The 20580-nt window shown below is 69.2% G+C and carries 22 protein-coding genes; 13 read left to right on the forward strand and 9 right to left on the reverse strand.

The annotated features are described in order from the left end of the window. The first annotated feature begins 7 nt into the window (after positions 1 to 7). Positions 8 to 1297, forward strand: a complete 1290-nt coding sequence (locus tag GVL03_RS11985) for a CynX/NimT family MFS transporter (protein ID WP_159501234.1) — start codon at positions 8 to 10, stop codon at positions 1295 to 1297. Here the strand turns inward: GVL03_RS11985 and GVL03_RS11990 are convergent. The 3 genes from GVL03_RS11990 to GVL03_RS12000 all read right to left on the reverse strand — a co-directional run bounded on the left by GVL03_RS11990 (position 1236) and on the right by GVL03_RS12000 (position 3181). Further along, the gene (locus tag GVL03_RS11990) at positions 1236 to 1976 is read right to left on the reverse strand and encodes a GntR family transcriptional regulator (protein ID WP_159501235.1); all 741 of its coding nucleotides are present in this window, start codon (positions 1974 to 1976) and stop codon (positions 1236 to 1238) included. The two genes, GVL03_RS11985 and GVL03_RS11990, sit on opposite strands and share 62 nt — an antisense overlap. Before the next feature lie 191 nt (positions 1977 to 2167). Beyond that, positions 2168 to 2662: an NADPH-dependent FMN reductase gene (locus GVL03_RS11995; RefSeq protein ID WP_159501236.1), complete on the reverse strand. Its 495-nt coding sequence runs from the start codon at positions 2660 to 2662 to the stop codon at positions 2168 to 2170. A gap of 27 nt (positions 2663 to 2689) precedes the next feature. Continuing rightward, entirely contained in the window at positions 2690 to 3181 is a 492-nt protein-coding gene (locus GVL03_RS12000) for a flavin reductase family protein (protein WP_159501237.1), read from the reverse strand. Positions 3182 to 3719: 538 nt separating this feature from the next. Between GVL03_RS12000 and GVL03_RS12005 the strand changes: the two genes are divergently transcribed. From GVL03_RS12005 to GVL03_RS12020, 4 genes are all read left to right on the forward strand, one after another. Beyond that, positions 3720 to 4004: a hypothetical protein gene (locus GVL03_RS12005; protein ID WP_159501238.1), complete on the forward strand. Its 285-nt coding sequence runs from the start codon at positions 3720 to 3722 to the stop codon at positions 4002 to 4004. Beyond that, the gene (locus tag GVL03_RS12010) at positions 4001 to 4441 is read left to right on the forward strand and encodes a MarR family winged helix-turn-helix transcriptional regulator (protein WP_159501239.1); all 441 of its coding nucleotides are present in this window, start codon (positions 4001 to 4003) and stop codon (positions 4439 to 4441) included. The genes GVL03_RS12005 and GVL03_RS12010 overlap by 4 nt, the downstream gene beginning before the upstream one ends. 417 nt (positions 4442 to 4858) lie before the next feature. Next, complete coding sequence (locus GVL03_RS22725) at positions 4859 to 5098, forward strand: helix-turn-helix domain-containing protein (protein WP_373683842.1); 240 nt, start codon at positions 4859 to 4861, stop codon at positions 5096 to 5098. Beyond that, a complete protein-coding gene (locus GVL03_RS12020; RefSeq protein ID WP_159501241.1) occupies positions 5091 to 6347 on the forward strand; it encodes a HipA domain-containing protein in 1257 nt (418 codons plus the stop codon). The genes GVL03_RS22725 and GVL03_RS12020 overlap by 8 nt, the downstream gene beginning before the upstream one ends. 77 nt (positions 6348 to 6424) lie before the next feature. On the opposite strand, the gene GVL03_RS12025 is transcribed toward GVL03_RS12020, so the two are convergent. Then, positions 6425 to 6775: a PLP-dependent transferase gene (locus GVL03_RS12025; RefSeq protein ID WP_235038142.1), complete on the reverse strand. Its 351-nt coding sequence runs from the start codon at positions 6773 to 6775 to the stop codon at positions 6425 to 6427. On the opposite strand from GVL03_RS12025, the gene GVL03_RS12030 reads away from it, so the two are divergent. Together GVL03_RS12030 and GVL03_RS12035 are read left to right on the forward strand one after the other, a co-directional pair. Continuing rightward, positions 6733 to 8109, forward strand: a complete 1377-nt coding sequence (locus GVL03_RS12030; protein WP_159501243.1) for an NtaA/DmoA family FMN-dependent monooxygenase — start codon at positions 6733 to 6735, stop codon at positions 8107 to 8109. The genes GVL03_RS12025 and GVL03_RS12030 overlap by 43 nt on opposite strands. Further along, positions 8106 to 8612: an acyl-CoA dehydrogenase family protein gene (locus GVL03_RS12035; protein ID WP_159501244.1), complete on the forward strand. Its 507-nt coding sequence runs from the start codon at positions 8106 to 8108 to the stop codon at positions 8610 to 8612. Before GVL03_RS12030 ends, GVL03_RS12035 begins: the two co-directional genes overlap by 4 nt. On the opposite strand, the gene GVL03_RS12040 is transcribed toward GVL03_RS12035, so the two are convergent. Then, positions 8539 to 8964 carry an FAD-dependent oxidoreductase gene (locus tag GVL03_RS12040; RefSeq protein ID WP_200847159.1) on the reverse strand — a complete coding sequence of 142 codons (426 nt, stop codon included), beginning with the start codon at positions 8962 to 8964 and terminating at the stop codon, positions 8539 to 8541. The two genes, GVL03_RS12035 and GVL03_RS12040, sit on opposite strands and share 74 nt — an antisense overlap. A 180-nt stretch (positions 8965 to 9144) precedes the next feature. Next, on the reverse strand, positions 9145 to 10539 hold the full coding sequence (locus GVL03_RS12045; RefSeq protein WP_159501245.1) for a hypothetical protein: 1395 nt from the start codon (positions 10537 to 10539) through the stop codon (positions 9145 to 9147). Positions 10540 to 10911: 372 nt separating this feature from the next. On the opposite strand from GVL03_RS12045, the gene GVL03_RS22040 reads away from it, so the two are divergent. The 5 genes from GVL03_RS22040 (at position 10912) to GVL03_RS12065 (ending at position 16148) form a co-directional block, all read left to right on the forward strand. Further along, entirely contained in the window at positions 10912 to 11769 is an 858-nt protein-coding gene (locus tag GVL03_RS22040; protein ID WP_200847160.1) for an ABC transporter permease, read from the forward strand. Continuing rightward, complete coding sequence (locus GVL03_RS12050) at positions 11766 to 12530, forward strand: ABC transporter ATP-binding protein (RefSeq protein ID WP_235038143.1); 765 nt, start codon at positions 11766 to 11768, stop codon at positions 12528 to 12530. The genes GVL03_RS22040 and GVL03_RS12050 overlap by 4 nt, the downstream gene beginning before the upstream one ends. A gap of 82 nt (positions 12531 to 12612) precedes the next feature. Further along, positions 12613 to 13653: an ABC transporter substrate-binding protein gene (locus GVL03_RS12055; protein ID WP_159501247.1), complete on the forward strand. Its 1041-nt coding sequence runs from the start codon at positions 12613 to 12615 to the stop codon at positions 13651 to 13653. Between the two features lie 13 nt (positions 13654 to 13666). Beyond that, a complete protein-coding gene (locus GVL03_RS12060) occupies positions 13667 to 14902 on the forward strand; it encodes an acyl-CoA dehydrogenase family protein (RefSeq protein ID WP_159501248.1) in 1236 nt (411 codons plus the stop codon). A gap of 85 nt (positions 14903 to 14987) precedes the next feature. Further along, complete coding sequence (locus tag GVL03_RS12065; RefSeq protein WP_159501249.1) at positions 14988 to 16148, forward strand: LLM class flavin-dependent oxidoreductase; 1161 nt, start codon at positions 14988 to 14990, stop codon at positions 16146 to 16148. 145 nt (positions 16149 to 16293) lie between these two features. On the opposite strand, the gene GVL03_RS12070 is transcribed toward GVL03_RS12065, so the two are convergent. The 3 genes from GVL03_RS12070 to GVL03_RS12080 are packed head-to-tail and all read right to left on the reverse strand — an operon-like array spanning position 16294 to position 19224. Beyond that, positions 16294 to 17268, reverse strand: a complete 975-nt coding sequence (locus GVL03_RS12070) for an ornithine cyclodeaminase family protein (RefSeq protein ID WP_200847161.1) — start codon at positions 17266 to 17268, stop codon at positions 16294 to 16296. After that, positions 17265 to 18467: an amidohydrolase family protein gene (locus GVL03_RS12075; protein WP_159501250.1), complete on the reverse strand. Its 1203-nt coding sequence runs from the start codon at positions 18465 to 18467 to the stop codon at positions 17265 to 17267. Before GVL03_RS12075 ends, GVL03_RS12070 begins: the two co-directional genes overlap by 4 nt. 19 nt (positions 18468 to 18486) lie before the next feature. Next, positions 18487 to 19224, reverse strand: a complete 738-nt coding sequence (locus GVL03_RS12080) for an HpcH/HpaI aldolase/citrate lyase family protein (RefSeq protein ID WP_159501251.1) — start codon at positions 19222 to 19224, stop codon at positions 18487 to 18489. A gap of 143 nt (positions 19225 to 19367) precedes the next feature. Between GVL03_RS12080 and GVL03_RS12085 the strand changes: the two genes are divergently transcribed. Then, on the forward strand, positions 19368 to 20579 hold the full coding sequence (locus tag GVL03_RS12085) for a pyridoxal phosphate-dependent aminotransferase (protein WP_159501252.1): 1212 nt from the start codon (positions 19368 to 19370) through the stop codon (positions 20577 to 20579). The last annotated feature ends 1 nt before the right edge of the window (position 20580 follow it).

Consider the following 20580-nt stretch of genomic DNA (forward strand, 5'->3'; position numbering starts at 1 on the left):
GTCCCTCATGCAAGTAACGAGTCCCCGGCCGAGGGCTGTCGCGTGGCGGTTCGCGGCCGGGGCGCTCGTGCTCCTGCTCGTCGGATTCGCGATGAGAGGACCGCTGGCGGCACCCGCGGTCGTCGCACGAGAGATCGAAGCGGGGCTCGAGGTGCCACCGTCCTCGGTCGGTCTCGTGTCCAGTCTTCCTCTCCTCTGCTTCGCCGCGGCGACCCCTCTCGCCGCCTATGTCGTCACCCGCGTCGGCATCGATCGGGCGTTGACGATCACGCTCTCGGCGATCGCCTTGGGGCTCGTCCTCCGCGCCCTCGGCACCTACGAGCTGCTCGTCGTGGGAACGTTGATCGTCGGGATCGCGATCACCCTCGGGAATGTCGCGATGCCGGTGTTCGCGGGCGCCCGCATCCGCCCCGATCGTCAATCGGCCTTCACTGGTGCGTACGTCGCGAGCGCGTCGATCGGGTCGATGTCGGGAACAGTGGGAACAGCCGCTGTGGCGGGGCTCGCGGGGTGGCAGGCGGCGCTGGTCGCATCCGCGCCCGTGGTCGTCATCGCCCTGGTGGGGTGGCGGTGGTGGTCGCGTCGATCGGCTCGTGCCCTCCGTGCCGCCGGCGACGCCGGGGCAGCGGAGGCCGGCTCGCCGCGCGATGCCGCTGAGGCGACATCGCGCGGTGGCGGACGTGATCGTCGATGGCGCCGCGTCACCGTCCTGCTCTCGTGCGCGTTCAGCGCCCAGGCGCTCCTCTACTTCTCGATCACCGCCTGGCTCCCGACGATCCTCACCGAGCACGGCGGTCATTCGTCGGGCACGGCCGCGGCGACCGCATCCGTCTTCCAGATCGTCGGCATCGCCGGGGCGCTGGGGATCCCGATCGTCGTTCGTCGCTTCGGCAACCTGACCGCGACCCTCGTCGTGTCGATCGCATGGTCGGCGATGACGGCCGGGCTTCTTCTCGCCCCCGCCCTGGCCCCGCTGTGGTTGATGTTCGGGGGTGTTGCGCATGCCGGTGCGTTCGTGGTGATCTTCGGCGCGATCATCCAGTATCACGGCCACGGAGCCGGCGGCCCTGCGGCCATGTCGGCGATCGTGCAGGGCACGGGCTACGCGGTGGCGTCCGCCGGGCCGGTGCTCATCGGGGCGGTATCGCAGTGGGGCGGCTCGTGGGCGCCGGTGCTGTTGATCCTCGTGTGTGTCACGGTGCTGTTCGGCGGATGCGCCGTCTCGGCAGCCCTTCTCATGCGCCGGACGTCTCGCATGCGCCGGACGGACGGGCGCGGATCATCGCGTTCATACTGACGAACGTCACCTCGTCGGGGCGGTACTGGTCGAAGGCGACTTGGACGGGATGCGCATCGCGGTCGACGAACACCTGGCGCCTCGTGAGCACCCGCGTATGCGGCTCCACGCCCAGGACGCGGGCGGACGCTGCGTCCGCCTCGGCGGTGCCGATCTCGGTGGAGTCGACGATCAGCTGGTCGACCTGGAAGACATCGCGCGCGATCTGCGGCATGTCCGCGATCTGCACGACGCGCGGCTCGAGGCCCGCAGCGAGCCGGTAGTAGGCGGTGCGCATGCCGAAGACCTCGCCGTCGTGCACGTAGACGTTCTCGGTGAGACGCACATAGGGATCGTCCGTCTCGAGCACGGCGGCGAGCAGCGCCGATGTCGGAACGGGTCGCCGGTCGGTCACCCGGATCGTGACTGCAAGGGTGTGGCTCGGATCGATGGGATCGAGATAGGAGATGTCGTCGATCGCAACCCGCACGCCGGATGGCACGGGCAACGTGCCCACGCGCGGCTTGCGGATGAGGCGGCCCTGATCGGCGAGCATACGCAGCGCGGTGCGCACGGCGGTGCGGCTGGCACCGAGAGCGACCATGAGCCGATCCTCGATGAGGGGCTCGCCGACCTCGTAGACGCCGCTTTTCAGCGCGGCGTCGATGAGGTCGCGGACGCGATTGACCTGGGTCTGCATGCCGCGCGCAGACCCTCCCGCCGCGCGCGGGTGTCGGCGGGACTCACTGGAATCTTCGGCCAGGCTCTGCACGTCTGCCCCTCGTCTCCATCAGGAGTGCCGCGCATCGGTCGGCCCCTGCCTCACACCGTAGGCGGCCTGTGTTCCCTCGCCGGTCATCGTGGGTAAAGACGAGATTAACTGTGTGCCCGTCACCGTCTCCCCATCAGCGCGTGGATGGCGGGGGACCAACGGTGCACCCAGGCCTCCAGCACGCCGTCCTCCGTGTATGCCGAGTCGATCAGGCTCAGCGGCGCGGTCGGAAGGGTGGCGCCGAGCTCGGAGAGGACGGGGCGCAGCGTGTATTCGGCAACGAGTGCGTGTCCCGGGGCCGCGGCGAGCATCAACGGAACCGCGATGGTGCCCGCGAGTCCGGTCTGTCCGGCGAACTGGTCGACGAAGAGCTTGAGCAGTCCGGTGTAGGAGGCCTTGAACGTGGGGCTCGCGAAGACGGCGACGTCTGCGTTCTGGACCGAGGCGACGGCATCCTTCACCGCCGGATCGCCCCAGCCGAGCAGCGCCGGGCCGAGCTTGGCGAGCTCGAGGACTCGGACGTCGTCAGCGCCGAGTCCGTCGAGCACGCGGGCCGCCGCATCCTTTGTGCGCGAGGCGATCTTGGGGTTTCCGACGACGGCGATGCCGATCATGTTGTCCCTTCTGGGCGGTGTGCTCGTTCAGGCGAGATTGCGGAACTCCGAGCGGTGGAAGACGAGAGGCAGATGGTCGTGCTCCATCAGCCCGTGCAGTCTCAGGACGATGATGTCGTGGTCGCCGGCGGGGTAGATGTGCTCGACCGAGCACTCCATCCAGGCAGCGGCCTGTTCGAGCAGGACCGCGCCGGTCTCGGTCTCCACGTAGGCGATGCCTTTTAGGCGGATCGCCTTGTCTCGAGAGGCGAGCTGGCGGCAGACCTGGCCGTGTGTCGTGCCGAGAACGGAGACGCCGATGCGCTCGACGCTCGCAAGGTCCGGCCAGGTCGTAGACGATCTCTGCACCGCGAACAGCGCCATCGGAGGATCCTGCGACACGCCGACGGTGAAGGACGATGCGACCAGTACCTGGGGTGATCCGTCGACCACTGCGGCGAGTGCGGCCACACCGCACGGGAATCCGGAGAACACTCGTCGTAGCAGCTTGGTGTCTCCGCTGTAGGTGAGAACCGTCATCCCTGGCTCCTTTCAGCCCGTACGACTGGTGACCAGCGCGTGTGCCCATCATCACGAGGCCCGGTTACCCGGGTATTTCGCCACCGGACCCGCGCGTAACGGTCGATTGCGCGACTGCGACCCTTGAGATTCCGGGGGACTTCGAGCGATTACGCGGTGCTCGACGGGCGGGGCTCGCTCGGCGGTCGGCGAGGAGGTCGGTTCGCGAGGCGATGGGACCAGAAGTGTTCGCAGGTGGGGTGACTTGTTCCGGGATCAGCGGACGTCGTGTGTCAGCCGAGTCCGAGGGCGTGCATGAGGGCGGTTCCGGCGGCCCGCATCCCCGCGCAGCAGGCGGCGACCGCAAGAGGCCCAGGAAGCATCGAGCCGACGAGATCCGAGGCGCATTCGGCGAGGACGTGTCCCTGAGAAACCACTTGCAGCCCGAGAAACCATGAATGCCGTGGTTTCCCGCGAGGGATCTGGTTTCTGACGGCGCAGCCGAGTGGCATGAGGCCGTGAACTCCGGCGATCTGCGTCGGCGGTCGGCGATCCGGTCGTGGTGCTCGGGCCGAAGAGCGCAGGGCCGATCTCGCCGGAGCAGTTCGCCGACTGGGTGGAGCGATCCGGCATCCGGCTGGTGCCGCGCTCGTGGCATCCGATCAGTGGGCGGCTGATGGTGGTCGAAGAGGACGCGACGTGGCCCGAGGATCAGACGCCGACTCGCCTGGCGACGGTGTTCCGCGTCGCGGGCGCGAAGGTCACGGCCGTGCTGCGGTTGCCCGATCTGGAGTCGGCGCTGGACTTGGCATACATCTGTCGCGAGATGGCCGCGACGGAATGAGTGCGCCGGGACCGGGGCAGCTCCTGTTCGGCTTCGTGCGGCATTGGTCGCGTCGTTCCACCGCGGGCGACGCCTCCGTCGTCGAGCGGGGGCGGCTGGTCCTGGCGACGGAGGCCGTGGCTGCACTGGTCGACCGTGAGGAGCCTGCGACAGTGAACGCGGTCGCGGATGAGATCGGCATCGATCAGAGCGGTGCGTCGCGTCTGATCGAGAGCGCGGTCGATGCCGGCTACCTGACGTTGGCCACCGCGCCATCCGATGGCCGCAGACGCGAGGTCGCTGTCACGCCCAGCGCGCGCGCTGTCCTGCGGCAGGCCCACGTGTGGCAGGAGCGGGTGTTCGACGAGTTGACCGCGGGCTGGAGCCGGCGACGACGCGACGACTTCCGGAAGGCGATGGCCGACCTCATCGCACGGTCCTACGCGATCGGCGGATGAGGCGTGCCTGCGGCCTGCCGGCACGAGCTTGGCCGCATCGCCCAGGCGCCTGTGGGCGTTGTCCTGGGACCAGCCGGTCACCGCGACGACCTCGTCGAGGAGACGGCCGCGTTCCTTCTTCGATGCTTTCGCATAAGCACGGGTGTACTTCTTCGTGATCTCCGCGCGCGGCCATCGACAGCTCGCTTCCCTACGCGGGCCTCCCCATCTGGGGCACGGGTAGTTCGTGAGGTGCGTGCAGGATCACACCGCTCCCCGCCCCACATCCGAGGCGATGATGTCCGAATTCTCGGACACCCGTCTATGTCCGAAAATCAAGACATCTGCTAATGTCTTGAAATCCGGACGCGTCGGGATGTGCGGAATTCTTGACGGCGCACAAGAGGGGGAATCGTGGGAGCACGCATCGAGACGGAAGTGCGAAGAGCGTCGGACCTCGGCCCGATCATCGCCCAGGTACGAGAAGCTCAGGGGATTCGGCAGGCGGATCTGTCCGCGTCACTGGGATTCTCGCGAACATACCTCGCCGGCCTCGAATCGGGGAAGCCGGTCATCCAGCTCGAGCGAGTCTTCCGCGTGCTGCGTCGTCTCGGGATCCGCGTCACAGTCTCGTTCGATCGCCCGATGGCGCAGACCGACGAAGTCACGCGTGCCTGAGCTGCTGGAGGTGTCGCTGGCGGGGCGACCGATCGGAACCCTCACGGCGGGCGGGCGAAGCCGGCGCACCGTCGAGCTCAGCTGGAACGACGAGCCCGATATGGCGGGTGTCCGCCTTACCGAGAGCTTCGCTGTCATCCCCGGGCTCGATCCTGACCGTACGAGGCTGTCACGGTTTCTCGGCGGATATCTGCCTGAGGGCAACCAGCGCAACGCGATGGCCGTCGCTCGCGGCATCGCTTCGGACGACCTCTTCGGCTTCCTCCGCGAGTACGGCGGCTCACTGGCGGGTGCGCTCAGCTTTCGCCCCGCCGTCGACACCGCCCGGTACGACCGGATGACCTCGGGGATGCTGCGCCGAGCCTTCGCCGAGGCGACGAGCCGACACAACCAGGGTGCGCGCGATGACAGCCGGTCGATGATCCCCGGCTTCCAAGCGAAGGTGCTGGTTGCGGGTTTCGGCGACGGCAACTGGTATCAGCCACACGGGAGCGCCCATTCGACCCACATTCTCAAGCCGCCGCGGACGAATGCGACCGCGCGACTGTACGACGAGTACTACGGGCATCTGCTGGCGCGAGCTGTGGGCCTCGCGTCGTTCAGGAGCGAGATGCGGCGCTTCGACAAGGCGCCGTATCTCGCAATCGAGCGGTACGACCGTCGCGTGACAGGCGACCTCGTCGAGGTCGTTCATCAGGAGGACGCGGCTCAGGCGATAGGGCTCGACTGGACGTCGGATGTCGCCAAGTTCCAGGATCCTCATCGCCCACGTGACCCGTCGCGGGCATCGGCGTACGCCATCGCAGAGGTGCTCGCCGGGGTCGACGGCGATCCGTTGACGACCTGGCTGGAGCACCTCGCGTTCCGCGTGCTCATCGGCGACAACGACGGCCACGCGAAGAACGTCTCCATCCTGCATCTTCCTGGCGAGGACCGTGTCGCGGACCTCTATGACGCCGTCCCGAACCTGTTCCAAGAGGAACGGATCAACTGGGATCTCGCCCTCGCCATCGACGGGGTGTTCGACCACCGCAACCTCACACGTGGTCATCTCGAGCGCGAAGCCGCGTCGTGGGGAGTGCGCCCGATCCGGGCGCGCAAGGTGCTCGACGATCTCTTCGAGCGCTTCGCCGAGGCGCTGGATGGCGTGACGTTCCCGCACGCGGGATCACCGATGGTGCCGGCAGCGCTGCGGTGGAATCTGTCTCGATTGCGTGAAGGGGCGGAGATCGGCGAACGTCCGCGGTGACGTTCGATCCCGGATCCCGCCGGCATGCGAGGCAAGCGGACGGACGCCGTGGTCCTTGCTGAGCTTCGGAGCCGCGCTCAGCCGCGGACGAGCGCGCGGAGACCGTTGTCGAGGCCCTGGATCAGGTCGTCGACTCCTTCCAGCCCGATCGACAGTCTTACGAGGCCGGGGGTGATCCCGAGCCCGCGGCGCGTCTCCTCGGAGAACGGGCGGTGTGTCGTGGTAGCCGGATGGAGCACGAGCGACCGCGTGTCGCCGATGTTCGTCATCCGCGAGAAGAGCTGCAGGCGGTCGATGAACGTGCGGGCGCCGTCGGCGCCGCCGGGCACGGTGAACGCGAAGATCGAGCCGGTGCGGCCGCCGTACAGGCGCTCGGCAAGGCCCGATGACGGATGGCCGGGGAGACCGGCGTAGTCCACCGCCTCCACGACGGGATGGCCTCCGTGAAGATCGCCTTTGTCTCCGGGCGGATGCGGGCCGCCCGTTCCTCCTCGTCCTGCCAGTCCCAGACGTAGTCGACGGCGATGCCGAGCGGGCGCTGTACGACGCGTTCTTCTTCGCCGACACCCACACCTTCGGCCCCCGGGTGGCATGGCCGTACGCGGCCACCAAGAACGACGAGCCGTTCACCCTCGGGGGAGCGATCGCTGCGGCGACCGAGCGCGTGGGCATCGTCGTCACCGCGACGACGACGTTCGAGCCGCCGTTCACGATCGCCCGCCAGACGCTCGGCCTCGATCACCTCAGCAGCGGCCGCGCCGGTCTGAACATCGTCACATCGGCGGGCGACGAGACGGCGGTGAACTTCACGCGAGAGCCACTGCCGTCCCACGCCGCCCGCTACGCGATCGCCGAGGAAGCACTCGAGGTGATCACGGGACTGTGGGACGGATTCGGCGACGCCACCTCGTTGCCCGCCCGCGTGGACGGCAGGATCAACGAGGTCTCGGAGATCCGCACGGTCGATCATGACGGTCCGTACTTCCGGCTCGACGGTCTTCTCGGCATGCAACGGTCGGTGCAGGGGCGCCCCGTGCTCTTCCAGGCGGGCTCCTCGGAGGCGGGGGCGCGGTTCGCCGCGCGTCATGCGGATGTGGTCTTCTCCGGCCATCGGGAGCTCGCCGATGCGCGGAGGTTCCGTGAGCGGATCATCGAGCTCGCGGATGCGGCCGGGCGCGAGTCGCCGCCGCTCGTGCTCCCGGGGCTGTACACGATCGTCGGGCGCGACGACGACGAGGTGGAACGCAACCTGAACGCGATCCTCGACTCGCTCGTGCTGCAGGTGAAGCTCGGCGGACTGAAGGAGATCGGGATCGACTTCAGCGGCCTGTCGCTCGACGACCCGCTCCCGCCGCTTCCCGAGGGCACCGAACGGCATCAGACGGGCCTCGCCCGCTACCGGCGGATCGCCGAGCGCCTCGGCCCCGTCACCATCCGCCGGTTCCTGCAGGAGACCGCCCTCACGGGGTACTTCGCGCGCAGCATCGGCACGTACACGCAGGCGGCGGACCTCGTGCAGCAGCGGTTCGAAGAGGGCGCGGCGGACGGATTCGTGCTGTTCCCCGGCGGCAACAGCTTCACCCAGATGCGGCTGTTCGCCGAGAACGTCGTCCCGATCCTGCAGGAGCGCGGGCTCTTCCGCACCTCGTACGAGGGCACGACGCTGCGCGACCGTCTCGGACTCGCGCGACCCGAACGAAGCGGGCCGGCGTCCACCCGAACCCCAGAACGAACACCCGAGAGACAAGGAGCGGTGTCATGACCGCACTGCGTAGAGTCCTGACCGACGATCTGCTCGCGACGTTCCACGAACGAGCGCCGCGCTACGACGAGGAGAACGCGTTCTTCGCCGAAGACCTCGACGACCTCCGTGAGGTCGGATACCTCCGGGCCGCCGTGCCGGAGGAGCTCGGCGGGCTCGGTCTCACCATCCAGGAGGTGCTCGCCGAGCAGCGGCGCCTCGCGTACTGGACCCCGGCGACCGCGCTGGCGCTGAACATGCACCTGTACTGGACGGGCTCGGCCGCCGATGCGCATCGGCGCGGCGACGCCACGTTCGACTGGCTGCTCCGCGAGGGCAGGGTGATCGCCGCCGGTCACGGCGAGCGGGGGAACGACGCCGTCATCGACGATTCCACGACGAAGGCCGTGCCGGTCGATGGCGGATACCGCTTCACCGGCCGCAAGGTGTTCACGTCGCTCTCGCCCGCCTGGTCCCGAACCCGAACCCGAACCAGGGCCCGCGTTCGGCGGACTCCTCGCTGAGACTCTCTTCGACCGTGAAGCCATGGTGCCGGATCATGTCCGCGACCACGCCCGGCAGCTCGTCGCCGTGGATCACGATGTCCGTGCGATGCATGACCCGCAGTCCGGACTCCTCCTCGACGCGCTCCCAGAGGGGGAGCGCCTGCGCCAGGAGATCGAGGGAGGTGTCGTCCCAGTAGCCGAGGTTGAGGTTCCTGCGCCCGCCGAACGATGCACCCGGTGACGTTCCGGACGGGAAACGCTCCACGAGCAGCACGTCGATCCCTCGGCGAGCGAGTTGCCAGGCCGCGGCCGACCCCATCACGCCGCCACCGATCACCACGACGTCACGACGATCGATCGAAGTGGACACGATCCTTCATCATCCTGATCTGTTCCCGGCCAGTGTGCCCGCCCGTCCCCGCAAGGTCGGTGCGCGAGAAACCACTTTTGGCCCGGGAAACCACGAATGCCGTGGTTTCTCGTGCGGGATGTGGTTTCTGACGGCGGCGGCGCCGATGCCGGCCGCGGCGGCGCCGCCGAGGTCGTAGCGTCAGCCGAGCCCGGCGGCGCGCAGCAGGGCGGTTCCCACGGCCCCCATGCCCGCGCAGCAGGCGACAGCCGCGAGCGCGCCGACGAGGTAGAGCCGAGGGGGGACGCGCGGCGTGTGCGGCGCCAGTCGCAGCTGCTCCGTGCCGATCAGCGCCTCGATGAGCGCGACGCCCGTGTGCGCCTTCTCGAAGTACCGGATGTGCTCCAGGTGCCAGCGGCGCAGCGGGGCTGCAGGCACGTACCGCACCGGTGAGCCCGGCTTGACGGGACCGAGGCAGACCGGGTCGAGCAGAGACTTCACGACCATGACCTCGCACTCCGGCTGACGAGGGATGTCCTCCGGCCAGCGCCTGGTCAGACTGACCAGCACGAGCGTCACAGAGAGGACGGCGACCAGAGCCAAACCCCCCGGCAGGAACTCGAACGCCGCGCGGAACAGCGCATCCGACGCGGCTTCGGCTGCGACGACCGCATCCGACACGGCGACGGGTGAACCCGTCCGCGCCGCCTCGACCAGTCGCTGTCCCGTCTCCCACAGTGCGATGGAGGCGGTGCTCAGCAGCCGCCAGCCCGACGCGACGAGGATGCCGAACGTGGCGGAAGCGACGAGCGCATGCGCCCACAGCACCAGCGGCAGCAGTGGACTGTGGCGTAGCGTGCGCAGCATCCCCAGTTGCGCCTCGCCCGACCCCACCCACACGCATCCTTCCGGCGGTTCGAGCAACGCAACGCGCCGGCAGAGCTCCGCTCCCTGGGAGTGACCCACCAGGACGGTCGCATCGGCGTTCTCCCGCGCACCGCGCATCACCTCCAGGACATAGGCGATCGCCGACCCGTCCAGCAGATCCGAACGATAGCTCCATGCGTCGCCGAACCACACGCCGATGATCTCGCCGATCCGGCGCCGTGCACGGCGGCGGACGAGAACGAACGGCAGGAGAAGCACCGCGAGCGCGAGCGCCAGCGGCGCGGCCACCAGGCACAGCGCGATCGCGACGCACGCCAGGAGGGTGCGCCGCGCCTCGCCCAGCCGGCGCCGATCGGGGAACGCCTCGCCGATGTCATACACCCATAGCGCGACGGTGGCGGCCAAGACGAACGGAGCGACGCGCAGCATCCACCCCAGCGTCCGCCGGGATGCCGCCGGTTCGACGCGAGCGTCCCACCATGCGTCGTGGAAGACCACGTCGAAGGGCGGATGGTGAGGAAGGACCACGTGTGCGCGCACGGTATCGACGTCGTCCGTCGTGGCGGAGAACGTGCACTTGCCAGCGAGCTCTGCTGCCCCCAACGCGAATGCATGGGCGACCTCGCGCGCGGTCTGCCCCCGTTCCTGTCTGCCGATGCCGTGCACGCAGACCATGGCGTACGTCGGCACTCGCTCCTGATCGCACATGCGGTGATCCTCGCAGACGGTCACACGGTGGACGGTCAAGAGCCGTCTCACGCTCGTGGGGCGGCGGGTCCCGGGCGGATGTGCCTACCCGCAGGATGTCCGAAACGCGCCATCCCGGGCTGCCGATGGGCGAAAAATATTGCACTCCGCGCCGCCGCGGTCAATCGGCAGCGGGCGTCCCGTCATCTTCCTTAGCGCGGCGTCATCACCCGTCACGCTCTTGCCCGCGGGATGTCGCGTGTACCTACATGGATAGGTACTCGATGCCCGCAGTCGTCTCCGCAGCTCCCTCGAGCTCGCCCGTGACGCCGTTTCACGCCCGAGAGGCGCCCTCCCATGCACAGTGAGCGATCCACGGCTGTTCTGCCGCCCGTGACCGCCGATGCACCCTCCGCGCCGCAGCCACCACGCCGGGTTCCGCGCACCGACGTCCGCGCGCACCGGCGCGCGAAGCGGGACCCGGGCTCATCGCGGCTGCTGACCCTCGGCGCCACCTTGCTCATTCCCGTCGTCGCCGTGGTGCTGTGGTTCGTCTCCACCTCGAACGGATGGATCAGCGAGCTGTTGCTCGCCTCCCCGGGCCAGGTGTGGGAGCAGTTCACCTCGCGTCTCGCCGACGGCACCCTCGTGCGCGACGTGGCGGTCTCGTTCCGTCGCGTGCTCGCCGGTCTCGGACTCAGCATCCTCATCGGCGTCGTGCTCGGGCTCATCTCCGGGCTCTCACGGTGGGGTCACCGCATCCTCGACGGCACCCTGCACGCGATCAAGGCGGTGCCGTTCCCCGCGCTCATCCCGCTGCTGCTGATCTGGCTCGGGATCGGCGAGGCCCTGCGGATCGGCATTCTCGTGCTCGCCGCAACCTTCGCGATCTACCTGAACACCGTCGGGGGCATCGTCGGCATCGATCCGAAGCTGCGGGAGCTCGCCGCCACACGAGGGGTGCGGGGATGGCGGCTCATCGTCACCATCGTGCTGCCCGGCGCCCTGCCGCAGTTCCTCGTCGGCCTGCGCCTCGCACTGGTCATCAGCTTTCTCGCTCTCGTCTTCGCCGAAGAGATCGCCCCCGAGGAGGGACTCGGCTACATCCTCTGGCGGGCCGCGCAGCTGAGTCAGACCGACGCGATCATCCTCGTCGCCGTGCTGTACGCGATCATCGGGCTGGTGATCAGCGCCCTGGTCACCCTGCTCGAGCGGGTATTGCTGCCGTGGCGCCGGGGGTTCACCTCGTGAGCGAGTCGGCAGCCCGCCGGGGCGCTTCGCCCGCGACGGACGCCGCCGTGGGCGCCGGCCAGGCCGTCCACGTGCGAGGTCTCGTCAAGCAGTTCGGCGACAGCATCGTGCTCGACGGCGTCGACCTCGACATCCGCGCGGGTGAGTTCGTCGCCGTGGTCGGGCACAGCGGATGCGGCAAGAGCACGCTCCTGCGGGTCATCGCCGGCATCGAGCAGCCCAGCGCGGGCACGGTCGAGCATGCGGACCCCGTCGCCGTCGGCTTTCAGGACTCGCGGCTCGTGCCCTGGCAGAGAGTGTGGCGCAACGTCGTGTTCGGCATCCGCGCACCCCGCGCCGAGCTGAGGCAGCAGGCGCGCGCCGTGCTCGCCGAGGTGGGCCTCAGCGACTACGAGGACGTCTGGCCGCACACGCTGTCGGGAGGACAGGCGCAGCGCGTCTCGCTCGCCCGCGCACTCACCCTCGATCCGCGCCTGCTGCTGCTCGACGAGCCCTTCGGGGCGCTCGATGCGCTCACCCGCCTGAACGCGCAGGCACTCGTCTCGCGGCTGTGGGCGCAGCACGGGTTCGCGGTCATGCTCGTCACCCACGACGTCGAGGAGGCCGTGATCCTCGCCGACCGGGTGATCGTCATCGCCGACGGCGGGATCGCGCACGAGGTCGCCATCGATCTGCCCCGTCCCCGCTCCCACGCCGATCACCGAGTCGTCGACTACAAGGCCGAGATCCTCGCCCGGCTCGGCATCGACATCGTCACCTGACCGATCCATCCCGCTTCCCGCATCGCCGGGCAGTTTCCCCGCCCCCGCCCACCGGCGCCGGGGTCACGCACGAAGGAGAAGTATGAACCCGACATCCGTCTCGCGCCCGCACGGCCGACTCGCCCGTACCAGGCTCGCCGCCCTCGCGGTCACCGCGGCGGCCGCGCTTGCGTTGACCGCGTGCGCAGGCTCCAGCGAGGCCGCCCCATCGGACACGGCAGCCGGCGCCTCGGCCGAGGACCTCGAGCTGAACGTGCAGTACTCAGTCTTCAACGGCCCCCTCAACCGCGCGGCCGCCGTCGATCTGCAGCCCGAGGGCCTCACCGTCAACTACATCGACGGCGCGGGGATCGACGTCGGCCAGGGCCTGACCACCGGCGCGTTCGACGTGGCCCAGTGGGGCGAGGTCGGCCCGGTCACCAGCTACTACAACGGCGGCACCGACATCCGGGTCATCGGCACGACCGACGCCAACGGGGGAGCGCACACCATCCTCGTCGGCCCCGACAACGACGCGCAGACGATCGCGGACCTCGAGGGCGGCACCACGGTGTTCTCGCGCAGCACCAACTCCTACATCCAGTTCCTTACCGCCATCGAGGAGGCGGGTCTGCAGGAAGACGACTTCACCATCATCGAGTCGGTGCCCGACGCCACCGCCGCTCTGCTCTCGGGACAGGTCGACTTCATCATCTCCATCGAGCCGGTCTCGAGCTCGCTCGTCGAGACCAAGGGCCTGCGTGAGCTCACCAACGGCGAAGGGCGGGTCGACAACCACTACCCGTTGATCACCAACCAGGCGGTGCTGGACGATCCCGACAAGAGCGCGGCGCTCGAGATCTACCTTGCCGCGCTGCGCGAGCACTTCGAGTGGGCGGATGCCAGCGAGGCCAACGCCCAGAAAGAGGCCGAGGCCGTCGCCGCTCTCAACGGGGTCTCCCTCGAGGTGGCGGTCGCCGCCGGTGAGAAGGTCAGCAACGAGTGGATCCCCATCGACTCCGCATTCGTCGAGAAGGAACGGGCGCTCGTGGACTTCTTCGTGCAGAGCGGGGCGTTCGAGAGCTTCCCCGACGGGTTCGAGGAGATCTACGACGACCGGTTCAACGCCATCCTCGTCGGCTGAGCGGCCTGGCCTGATGAGTTCCCAGCTTCTCGGCGACACCACGACGGCGACCGGGTCTGCCGACTACGCGCGGCTCGCGGACCGGTTCGGTCCGATCCTCCGCGACATCGCGGAGGCGGCTCCGAGCCGCGACCGGAAGCGCGTGCTGCCCTTCGACGACGTCGCGCGGCTGAAGGCCGCAGGGTTCGGGGCCGTGCTCGTGCCGGTCGAGGAGGGCGGCGCGGGCGGAGGCATCGAAGACCTCGTGCGGTTGCTCATCGATCTCGCCGCCGCCGATCCCAACGTCGCACAGGCCTTCCGCGGTCATTTCCATACCGTGCACGACCTCGTGTCCCACCCGGTCGACACCCCAGCCCACCGGGACTTCCGGGAACGCTGGCTCGGCGAGGTGACCGCGGGACGCGTCTTCGCCAACGGGGTCACCGATACTGCCGACACTCTCGTCGGGCGCTCGTCGGTCGAGGTCGTGCAGGAAGGCTCGACCACGCTGATCAGCGGCCAGAAGGACTACTCGACCGGCAACCTGTATGCCGAGTGGATCCTGGTGCTGGTCGCCAAGGGGCCCGAAGCGCCGCCGCAGAGCATCTTCGTGCCCGCTGATGCGCCGGGTGTGCGACGCGACGACTCCTGGAACGGATTCGGACAGCGACTCACGGCCAGCGGCTCGACGAGCTTCGACCGGGTGCCGTTGGAGCCGTGGCAGTTCGCGCCGCCGGTCGCGAAGGCGCACGTCGGAGATCTGCTGCAGCTCATCCTGCTCGCGGTGACCGCGGGCATCGGCCGACGGCTCGCCGACGATCTCGTCGCCCTCGTGCGGTCACGCCGCCGGGTGTATGCGCACGGCGCCGCGGCGACCCCGCAGGACGACCCGCAGATCCTGCAGGTCGTGGGCGAGGTCTCTGCCGCGACCGAAGCGGCCGAGACGCTCGTCGTCGAGCTCGCGCGCCGTCATGACCGGGTGGAGAAGGAGCTCCGGGACAGCGTGGATGCGGATCGGCAGGGCCTGATCGCGGCTGTCTACCGGGCGCAGACGATCGTGCCGCGCCTGGTGCTCGGAGCGGTGACGCAGGCGTTCGACGCGCTCGGTGCATCCGCCACCGACCTCGAGCTGGGACTCGACCGGCACTGGCGCAACGCCCGCACCGTCGCGAGCCACAACCCGATCGTGTACCGCTCGCGACTGGCGGGGGACTGGTTGGTCAACGGGCGGTTGGATCCGTTCTGGACCGTCGGAGCCGTCGCGCCGTAGGCGTGGGGCAGCGCCGCTGGGGCACCGGCGTGGCGGGAACGAGAAGGTCGCGCTGTGGGCGTGGCCGGGACGAAGAAGGAGAGAGATGTCAGAGGTCGTGAAAGACGCGGCAGGCCAGCTCACTGCGCCGCGGTCACCGGGGCCGGATGGCGGGGGCGTCGCACCTTCGGGTGCGGCACCGGCGGCGAGCGAACGGTCTTCGGGCGAGGAGCCGGCGGCGAACCCCTTCCATCTCGGGTTCTTCACCCAGGCCGCGGGTGTCGCCGGGCAGAGCGATGCCGACCTGTTCGCCAGGATCGTCGACACGATCGTCGCCGCCGAGGAACTCGGCTACGAGAGCGTCTGGGTCGGGCAGCATCACTTCGCGCTGGGGAGCGGTCGGGTCTCTTCGCCGCTCGTGCTGCTGGCCGCGGTGGCTGCGAAGACCAGGCGCATCCGACTCGGCACGGCGATCACGACACTGCCGCTGGAGGACCCCATCCGTCTCGCCGAGGATGCGGCGATGCTGGATGCGATCAGCGGAGGCAGGGTCGAGCTCGGCATCGGCGCCGGCGGGGGAGACCGGGCGGCGTTCGGCGCCTTCGGGCTCGACTACGACGACCGGCGCGGGCTGTTCGACAGCAAGCTCGCGACCCTGCACACGCTGTTCTCCGGTGGGTCCTTGACCGGAGAGGACGACCCCCGTCGGCTTGGACCCGCGGCACCCGGCCTGCGCGACCGCGTCTGGCATTCGGTCGGCACGCCCGAGCGTGCGACCGCGGCCGGCGAGGCGGGAGACGGCCTTCTGATCGGGACGTTCGCCGACCATCCGCTGCACGACCAAAAAGCGAAGATCGACGCCTATCTCGCCGCGTGGGGCCGCACCCAGCCCGCGCAGTCGCGGCCACGGATCGGCGCGCTGCGCTTCACCTACGTGGGCGAGAGCCGGGCGAGCATCGAGGAGCGGGTCGAGCGCGAGCTGAACGTCTTCCGCCAGTTCGCGCACCAGTACAAGCCCGATCTCGCACCGCTCGACACCGAGGGCTACCTGCGCCGGGTGACGCGCTACGGCACGGTCGAAGACGTGATCGCGGACCTGCGCGACGACCCGGCGCTGCTCGGGTACGTGACCGACTTCCTGCCGACCGTGGGGCTGTACCCGGCCGCCGGCAACAGCACCCCTGGCGCCGACCTCGACATCGAGCGCCTCGAGCTGTTCGCCACGCGTATCGCGCCGGCCTTGGGATGGCGGCCGCCCGCCGCGTGAGGGGGCTCGGGCGCGCCGTGTACCGCAGTGCGACGTGTTCTCGGGCGGAGGCAGACGTTGTGCATGCGATCCTGATGAGCACATCATGGTTGCATGGCCTGCGAACAGCGTGCAGCATCGGATGCTGCCGCCCAGCAGGTGCTCATCAGGATCTGGCCGCGAACAGCGCGGTAGCGAGCGCAAGGTCTTCCCACGACATGCCGGTCGTCTTGAACACGATCGGAACGCGACGTGCAAGCTCGACACGGTCGGTCACGATGTCGGCGATCCGCACGAGCGAGTCGGGCACGAGCACGCCCTCGGCCACGGGGATCATCACGTCGCCGGCTTCGCGAAGCGCGGTGGTCCGGTCCTCCACCAGGATCTGTGCCCGAGCCATCAGCGCTGAGTCCAGTTCGCGAGAGTCCGGCTCATGAGAGCCGACGGCGATCACCAAAGCTCCGTCGGCAATGAGGCGTCCATCGAAGATCGGCTCGCGCGCCGTCGTCGCGCAGACCACGACATCGGCACGCGGCAGCAATCCGCCGAGAGCGTCGCTCCCTACGACCCTGACTCCGCGCAGGCCGTCGTTCATCAGCTCGGGCGATCCTGGGCGCCGCGACACGAGCGAGATCTCGGCGATGCCGGGAGCGTCGCCCGCTATCGCATCGATCGCGCTCGCGTGTCGGCGGGCCTGTGGTCCGGCACCGATGACGACGACATGAAGCGGAGCGACGGCGCGTGCCGCCAGCGGGCGCAGAGCGAGCATCGAGACGGCCGGTGTCCGCAGCGCGGTGAGAGCTGCTCCGTCGATGATCGCGCGGGGAGAGAGGGTATCGGCATCGAAGAGCGTATAGACGCCCTGAATGCGTGGCAGTCCGAGTCTCCCATTGCCCGGGGCGACTGTGATCAGCTTCAGCCCCACCCACTGGGCCGATTGCGACGGCATGACGAGGAACTCCCCGCGAGCGAGCGGGGTCGTCGTCCGCGCGATGTCGTCCGCCGGGTCGAATCCCTGCCGCAGCACTTCCTCCAGCGCCGCGACGGCCCTGCGCGTGCCGAGAGACTCGACCTCGCTCGCGGACCATTGCGCGAGGACCACGTCACCCCCGACGGCGGCACCCGAGCTGTTCTCGGTCACGCGATGCCGGCCGTGGCGATCCGGCCGTGCACGATGACGGCGCTCGGCTCGCGCAGTACCGCCATCCTGTCCAACGGATTGCCGTCGACCACGATGAGGTCCGCGGAGTCTCCTTCGGTCGGAGCGGTGCTCGATCCGACGCCGTTGAGCATGCGCCCGCCCGCCGTGGCGGCATGCAGCACCGCGAGACGAGACATGCCCGCGGCCTCGAGCAGCTCCAGTTCGCGATGCAGGCGAACTGAGATCGGATTCAGATCCGCCCCGATGGCGATCCGCACCCCGGCCGCGACGCAAGCCCGCAGTGCCTCTCCATGAGCACGCGCGGCGTCCTTCGCGCGTGCGATCGCGTGCGCCGGCCAACCGTCGGCGCGCATCATCTCCTCGTCGTGGCTGACGCTGATGGTCGGCACGAGCCAGGTTCCGTTCGCGGCCATCGACGCAGCAGCCGCTTCGTCCAGCGCGTAGCCGTGCTCGATCGAGCGACCGCCCAGCTGGGCGAACCGCTCGGCCACACGTGGCGATCCGCAGTGTGCGGCGACCGGGATGTTTCGGGCGGCGGCGGTGCGCATGAGAACTTCGAGCTCCTCCGCGTCGAGCTGTGCGTCATCCACCGCCTCGTGCTCGCTGAACAGGCCGCCGGTGAGACACACCTTGATCCACTGGGCGCCGTGCTCGACGTGCGACCGGATCGATCGGCGGATGGCGTCAGGTCCGTCGACCTTGTCGAAGTACATCATGCGCAGGTAGTCGCGCGGGTAGGCGTGGCCATGACCTCCGGTGGTGTGCAGGGCCAACCCGGAGGGCAGCACTCTGGGGCCGATGAGGTGGCCGGATGCCGTCGCGCGCGCGATGGCGATGTCTATCTCGTCGGTCTCGCCGAGAATCCGCATCCCCACGACACCCGCCTGCAGGGCGTCGCTCATGTTCGCGAGCGCGCGCAGGGTGCGCGCCGGTGTTCCCTCGAAATAGCCATCACCGGTCGGGTCATGCATGAGGCTGCCCGGATGCGCGTGGCAGTCCCACAGGCCGAACAGCACCGTGCGCTCCGATGCATCCACGATCCGCGGGTCGCGCAGCGCCGCGGCCGGCACGACCCGTCCGTCTCGCACGCCGACATCGCGGCGTATGTGTTCGCCAGTCGCGACATCGAGCACGTGCCCGCGCGAGATGAGCAGATCCGGCGCGGGCCGTCGATACATCTCGTACTCCTTCTTGGAACTATTCGGCGTCTTCGGCCGGCGCTCGGAGAGCGCCGGAGTCGGCGGTCACGCGCTCGACGCCCTCTGTGAGCAGCAGGATGTCGGTGGCGACCGTGAGCTGCCGATACCCGATGCGAGCGAACCGGCGCGCGCTCCGCGGAGTGCCCGCGAATGCGCCGAGCCGCACTCCGACCGCACGTGCGGCGTCACGAATCCGGGCGAGCGGGCTCGCGGGATCGTCCGCGGCGTCCAGCAGGTCCTCGACGGTCGTGCCGAGGCTGAGCGCTAGATCGAAGGGGCCGACGAAGACCAGGTCGATCCCCGGCACGGCGGCGATCTCGTCGACGGCGCGCAAGCCCGCCTCGGACTCGATCATCACGCCCACACGCGGTGTCGCCGGCACGGCTTTTGCGCCGTATCCGGCTAGTGGCCCCCAGCTGCGCGCGCCGTCGGGCGGGTAGAGAGCGCCGCGAACGACGGCCTCGGCCTCGTCGCGGGACGACACCTGCGGGGCCAGGATGCCGTCCGCACCCGAATCGAGAGCGCGACCGATGCGGGCAGCGTCCGCCGCCCCCACACGCACCCAGCGTGGAACGGTGCCGGCCGTCGCGAGCAGGAGGTCGTGCATGCGCGCGTCGTCGATCCGTCCGTGCTGCAGGTCGAAGGCGATCCAGTCGATGCCGGCGACGGCGATCGTACGCGCAGCTCCCGGATCGGTGCCGAGCATCCAGATGCCGCGATTCACAGGGTCTGCCATTCCTGCAGCCTACCCAGATGATGGATGTTCGAAAGGATGAATCCATAGAAAACCTTTCATTTAGCAAGCGTGTAACAATCCGCACTATCGATTGACACATCCGGTACGTACCTTCGACACGGTCACCACAGAAAGGCGGACCAGTGCTCGAGGTCGCACCGCACGTTCGGGATCTCGGATCCTCAGGAATCCGGGAGATCGTCAACCTCGCCGAGGCGAGTTCGCGCGACATCGCGCGTCTCGAGATCGGCGAGCCCGGGTTCCGGGCCGCCTCGCACATCCTGGACGCCGGTCGGGTCGCCGCGACCCGCAGCACCGGATACACGCACAGTGCGGGTGTGCTCGAGCTGCGCGAAGCGATCGCCGCAGGACTCCTCCGGCGGTACGACTGGTCGGTGGCGCCCGAGGACGTCATCGTCGCGCAGGGGGCCGGCCAGGGGATCTCGGCGGTGCTGAGCGCGCTCGTGCAGCCCGGCGACCAGGTGCTCATCCCCGACCCCGCCTGGCCGAACTATCGAATGCTCACTCGGCTGTTCGGGGCAGTCCCCGTGCCCTACCGGCTACGCGCCGAGGATGGCTTCCTTCCCGACATCGACCGCATCGCCGCGCTCATCACGCCTCGTACCCGAGCGATCGTGCTGAACTCTCCGAGCAACCCCACCGGCGCCGTCTTTCCTCGGGAACTGGTGCGGCGAATCGTCGAGCTCGCCGCCGCACGGGACGTGCTCGTCATCTCGGACGAGGTCTACGACGAGCTCATCTTCGACGGCGAGCCTGCGCACGCCGCCGGCTTCGGCACCGACAACGTCGTATCCGTCTTCTCGTTCTCGAAGACGTACGCGATGACCGGATGGCGAGTCGGCTACGTAGTGGCGCCGCGATGGCTCGCGCCCACCCTCGCCCACATCCAGGAACCCCTCCTGTCGTGCATCTCGGCGGTGTCGCAGGCGGCAGCTCTCGCCGCCGTCAGTGGACCGCAGGACGACGTGGCTTCCATGCGGAGCGCCTACCGCGTGCGACGCGAGATCGCGACGGCGATGCTCGAGCCCGTCGTTCCCTTCCGCCGGCCAGATGGTGCCTTCTATGCGATGGTCGCGCTCGCGCCCGGCGTGGACAGCCGTCTCGCGGCTCTGGACCTCGTCGAAGCCGGGGTCTCCGTCGCCCCCGGCAGCGCATTCGGAGACGAGGCCAGCGATCAGATTCGGATCTCTCTCGCAAGCCCGGACGACGTGCTCGTCACCGGGATCGAGCGACTGGTCGCATGGATGGCGAGCACCGACCGGGGCCTCGCCATGGGCGCGCTCCACCAGGATTCGGCGAGCCATCGCCGAAGCATCACCGCGAACCGCGGGTGAT

Origin of the sequence: Microbacterium sp. 18062 (genome assembly GCF_902706225.1) — a bacterium.
Taxonomy (GTDB): domain Bacteria; phylum Actinomycetota; class Actinomycetes; order Actinomycetales; family Microbacteriaceae; genus Microbacterium.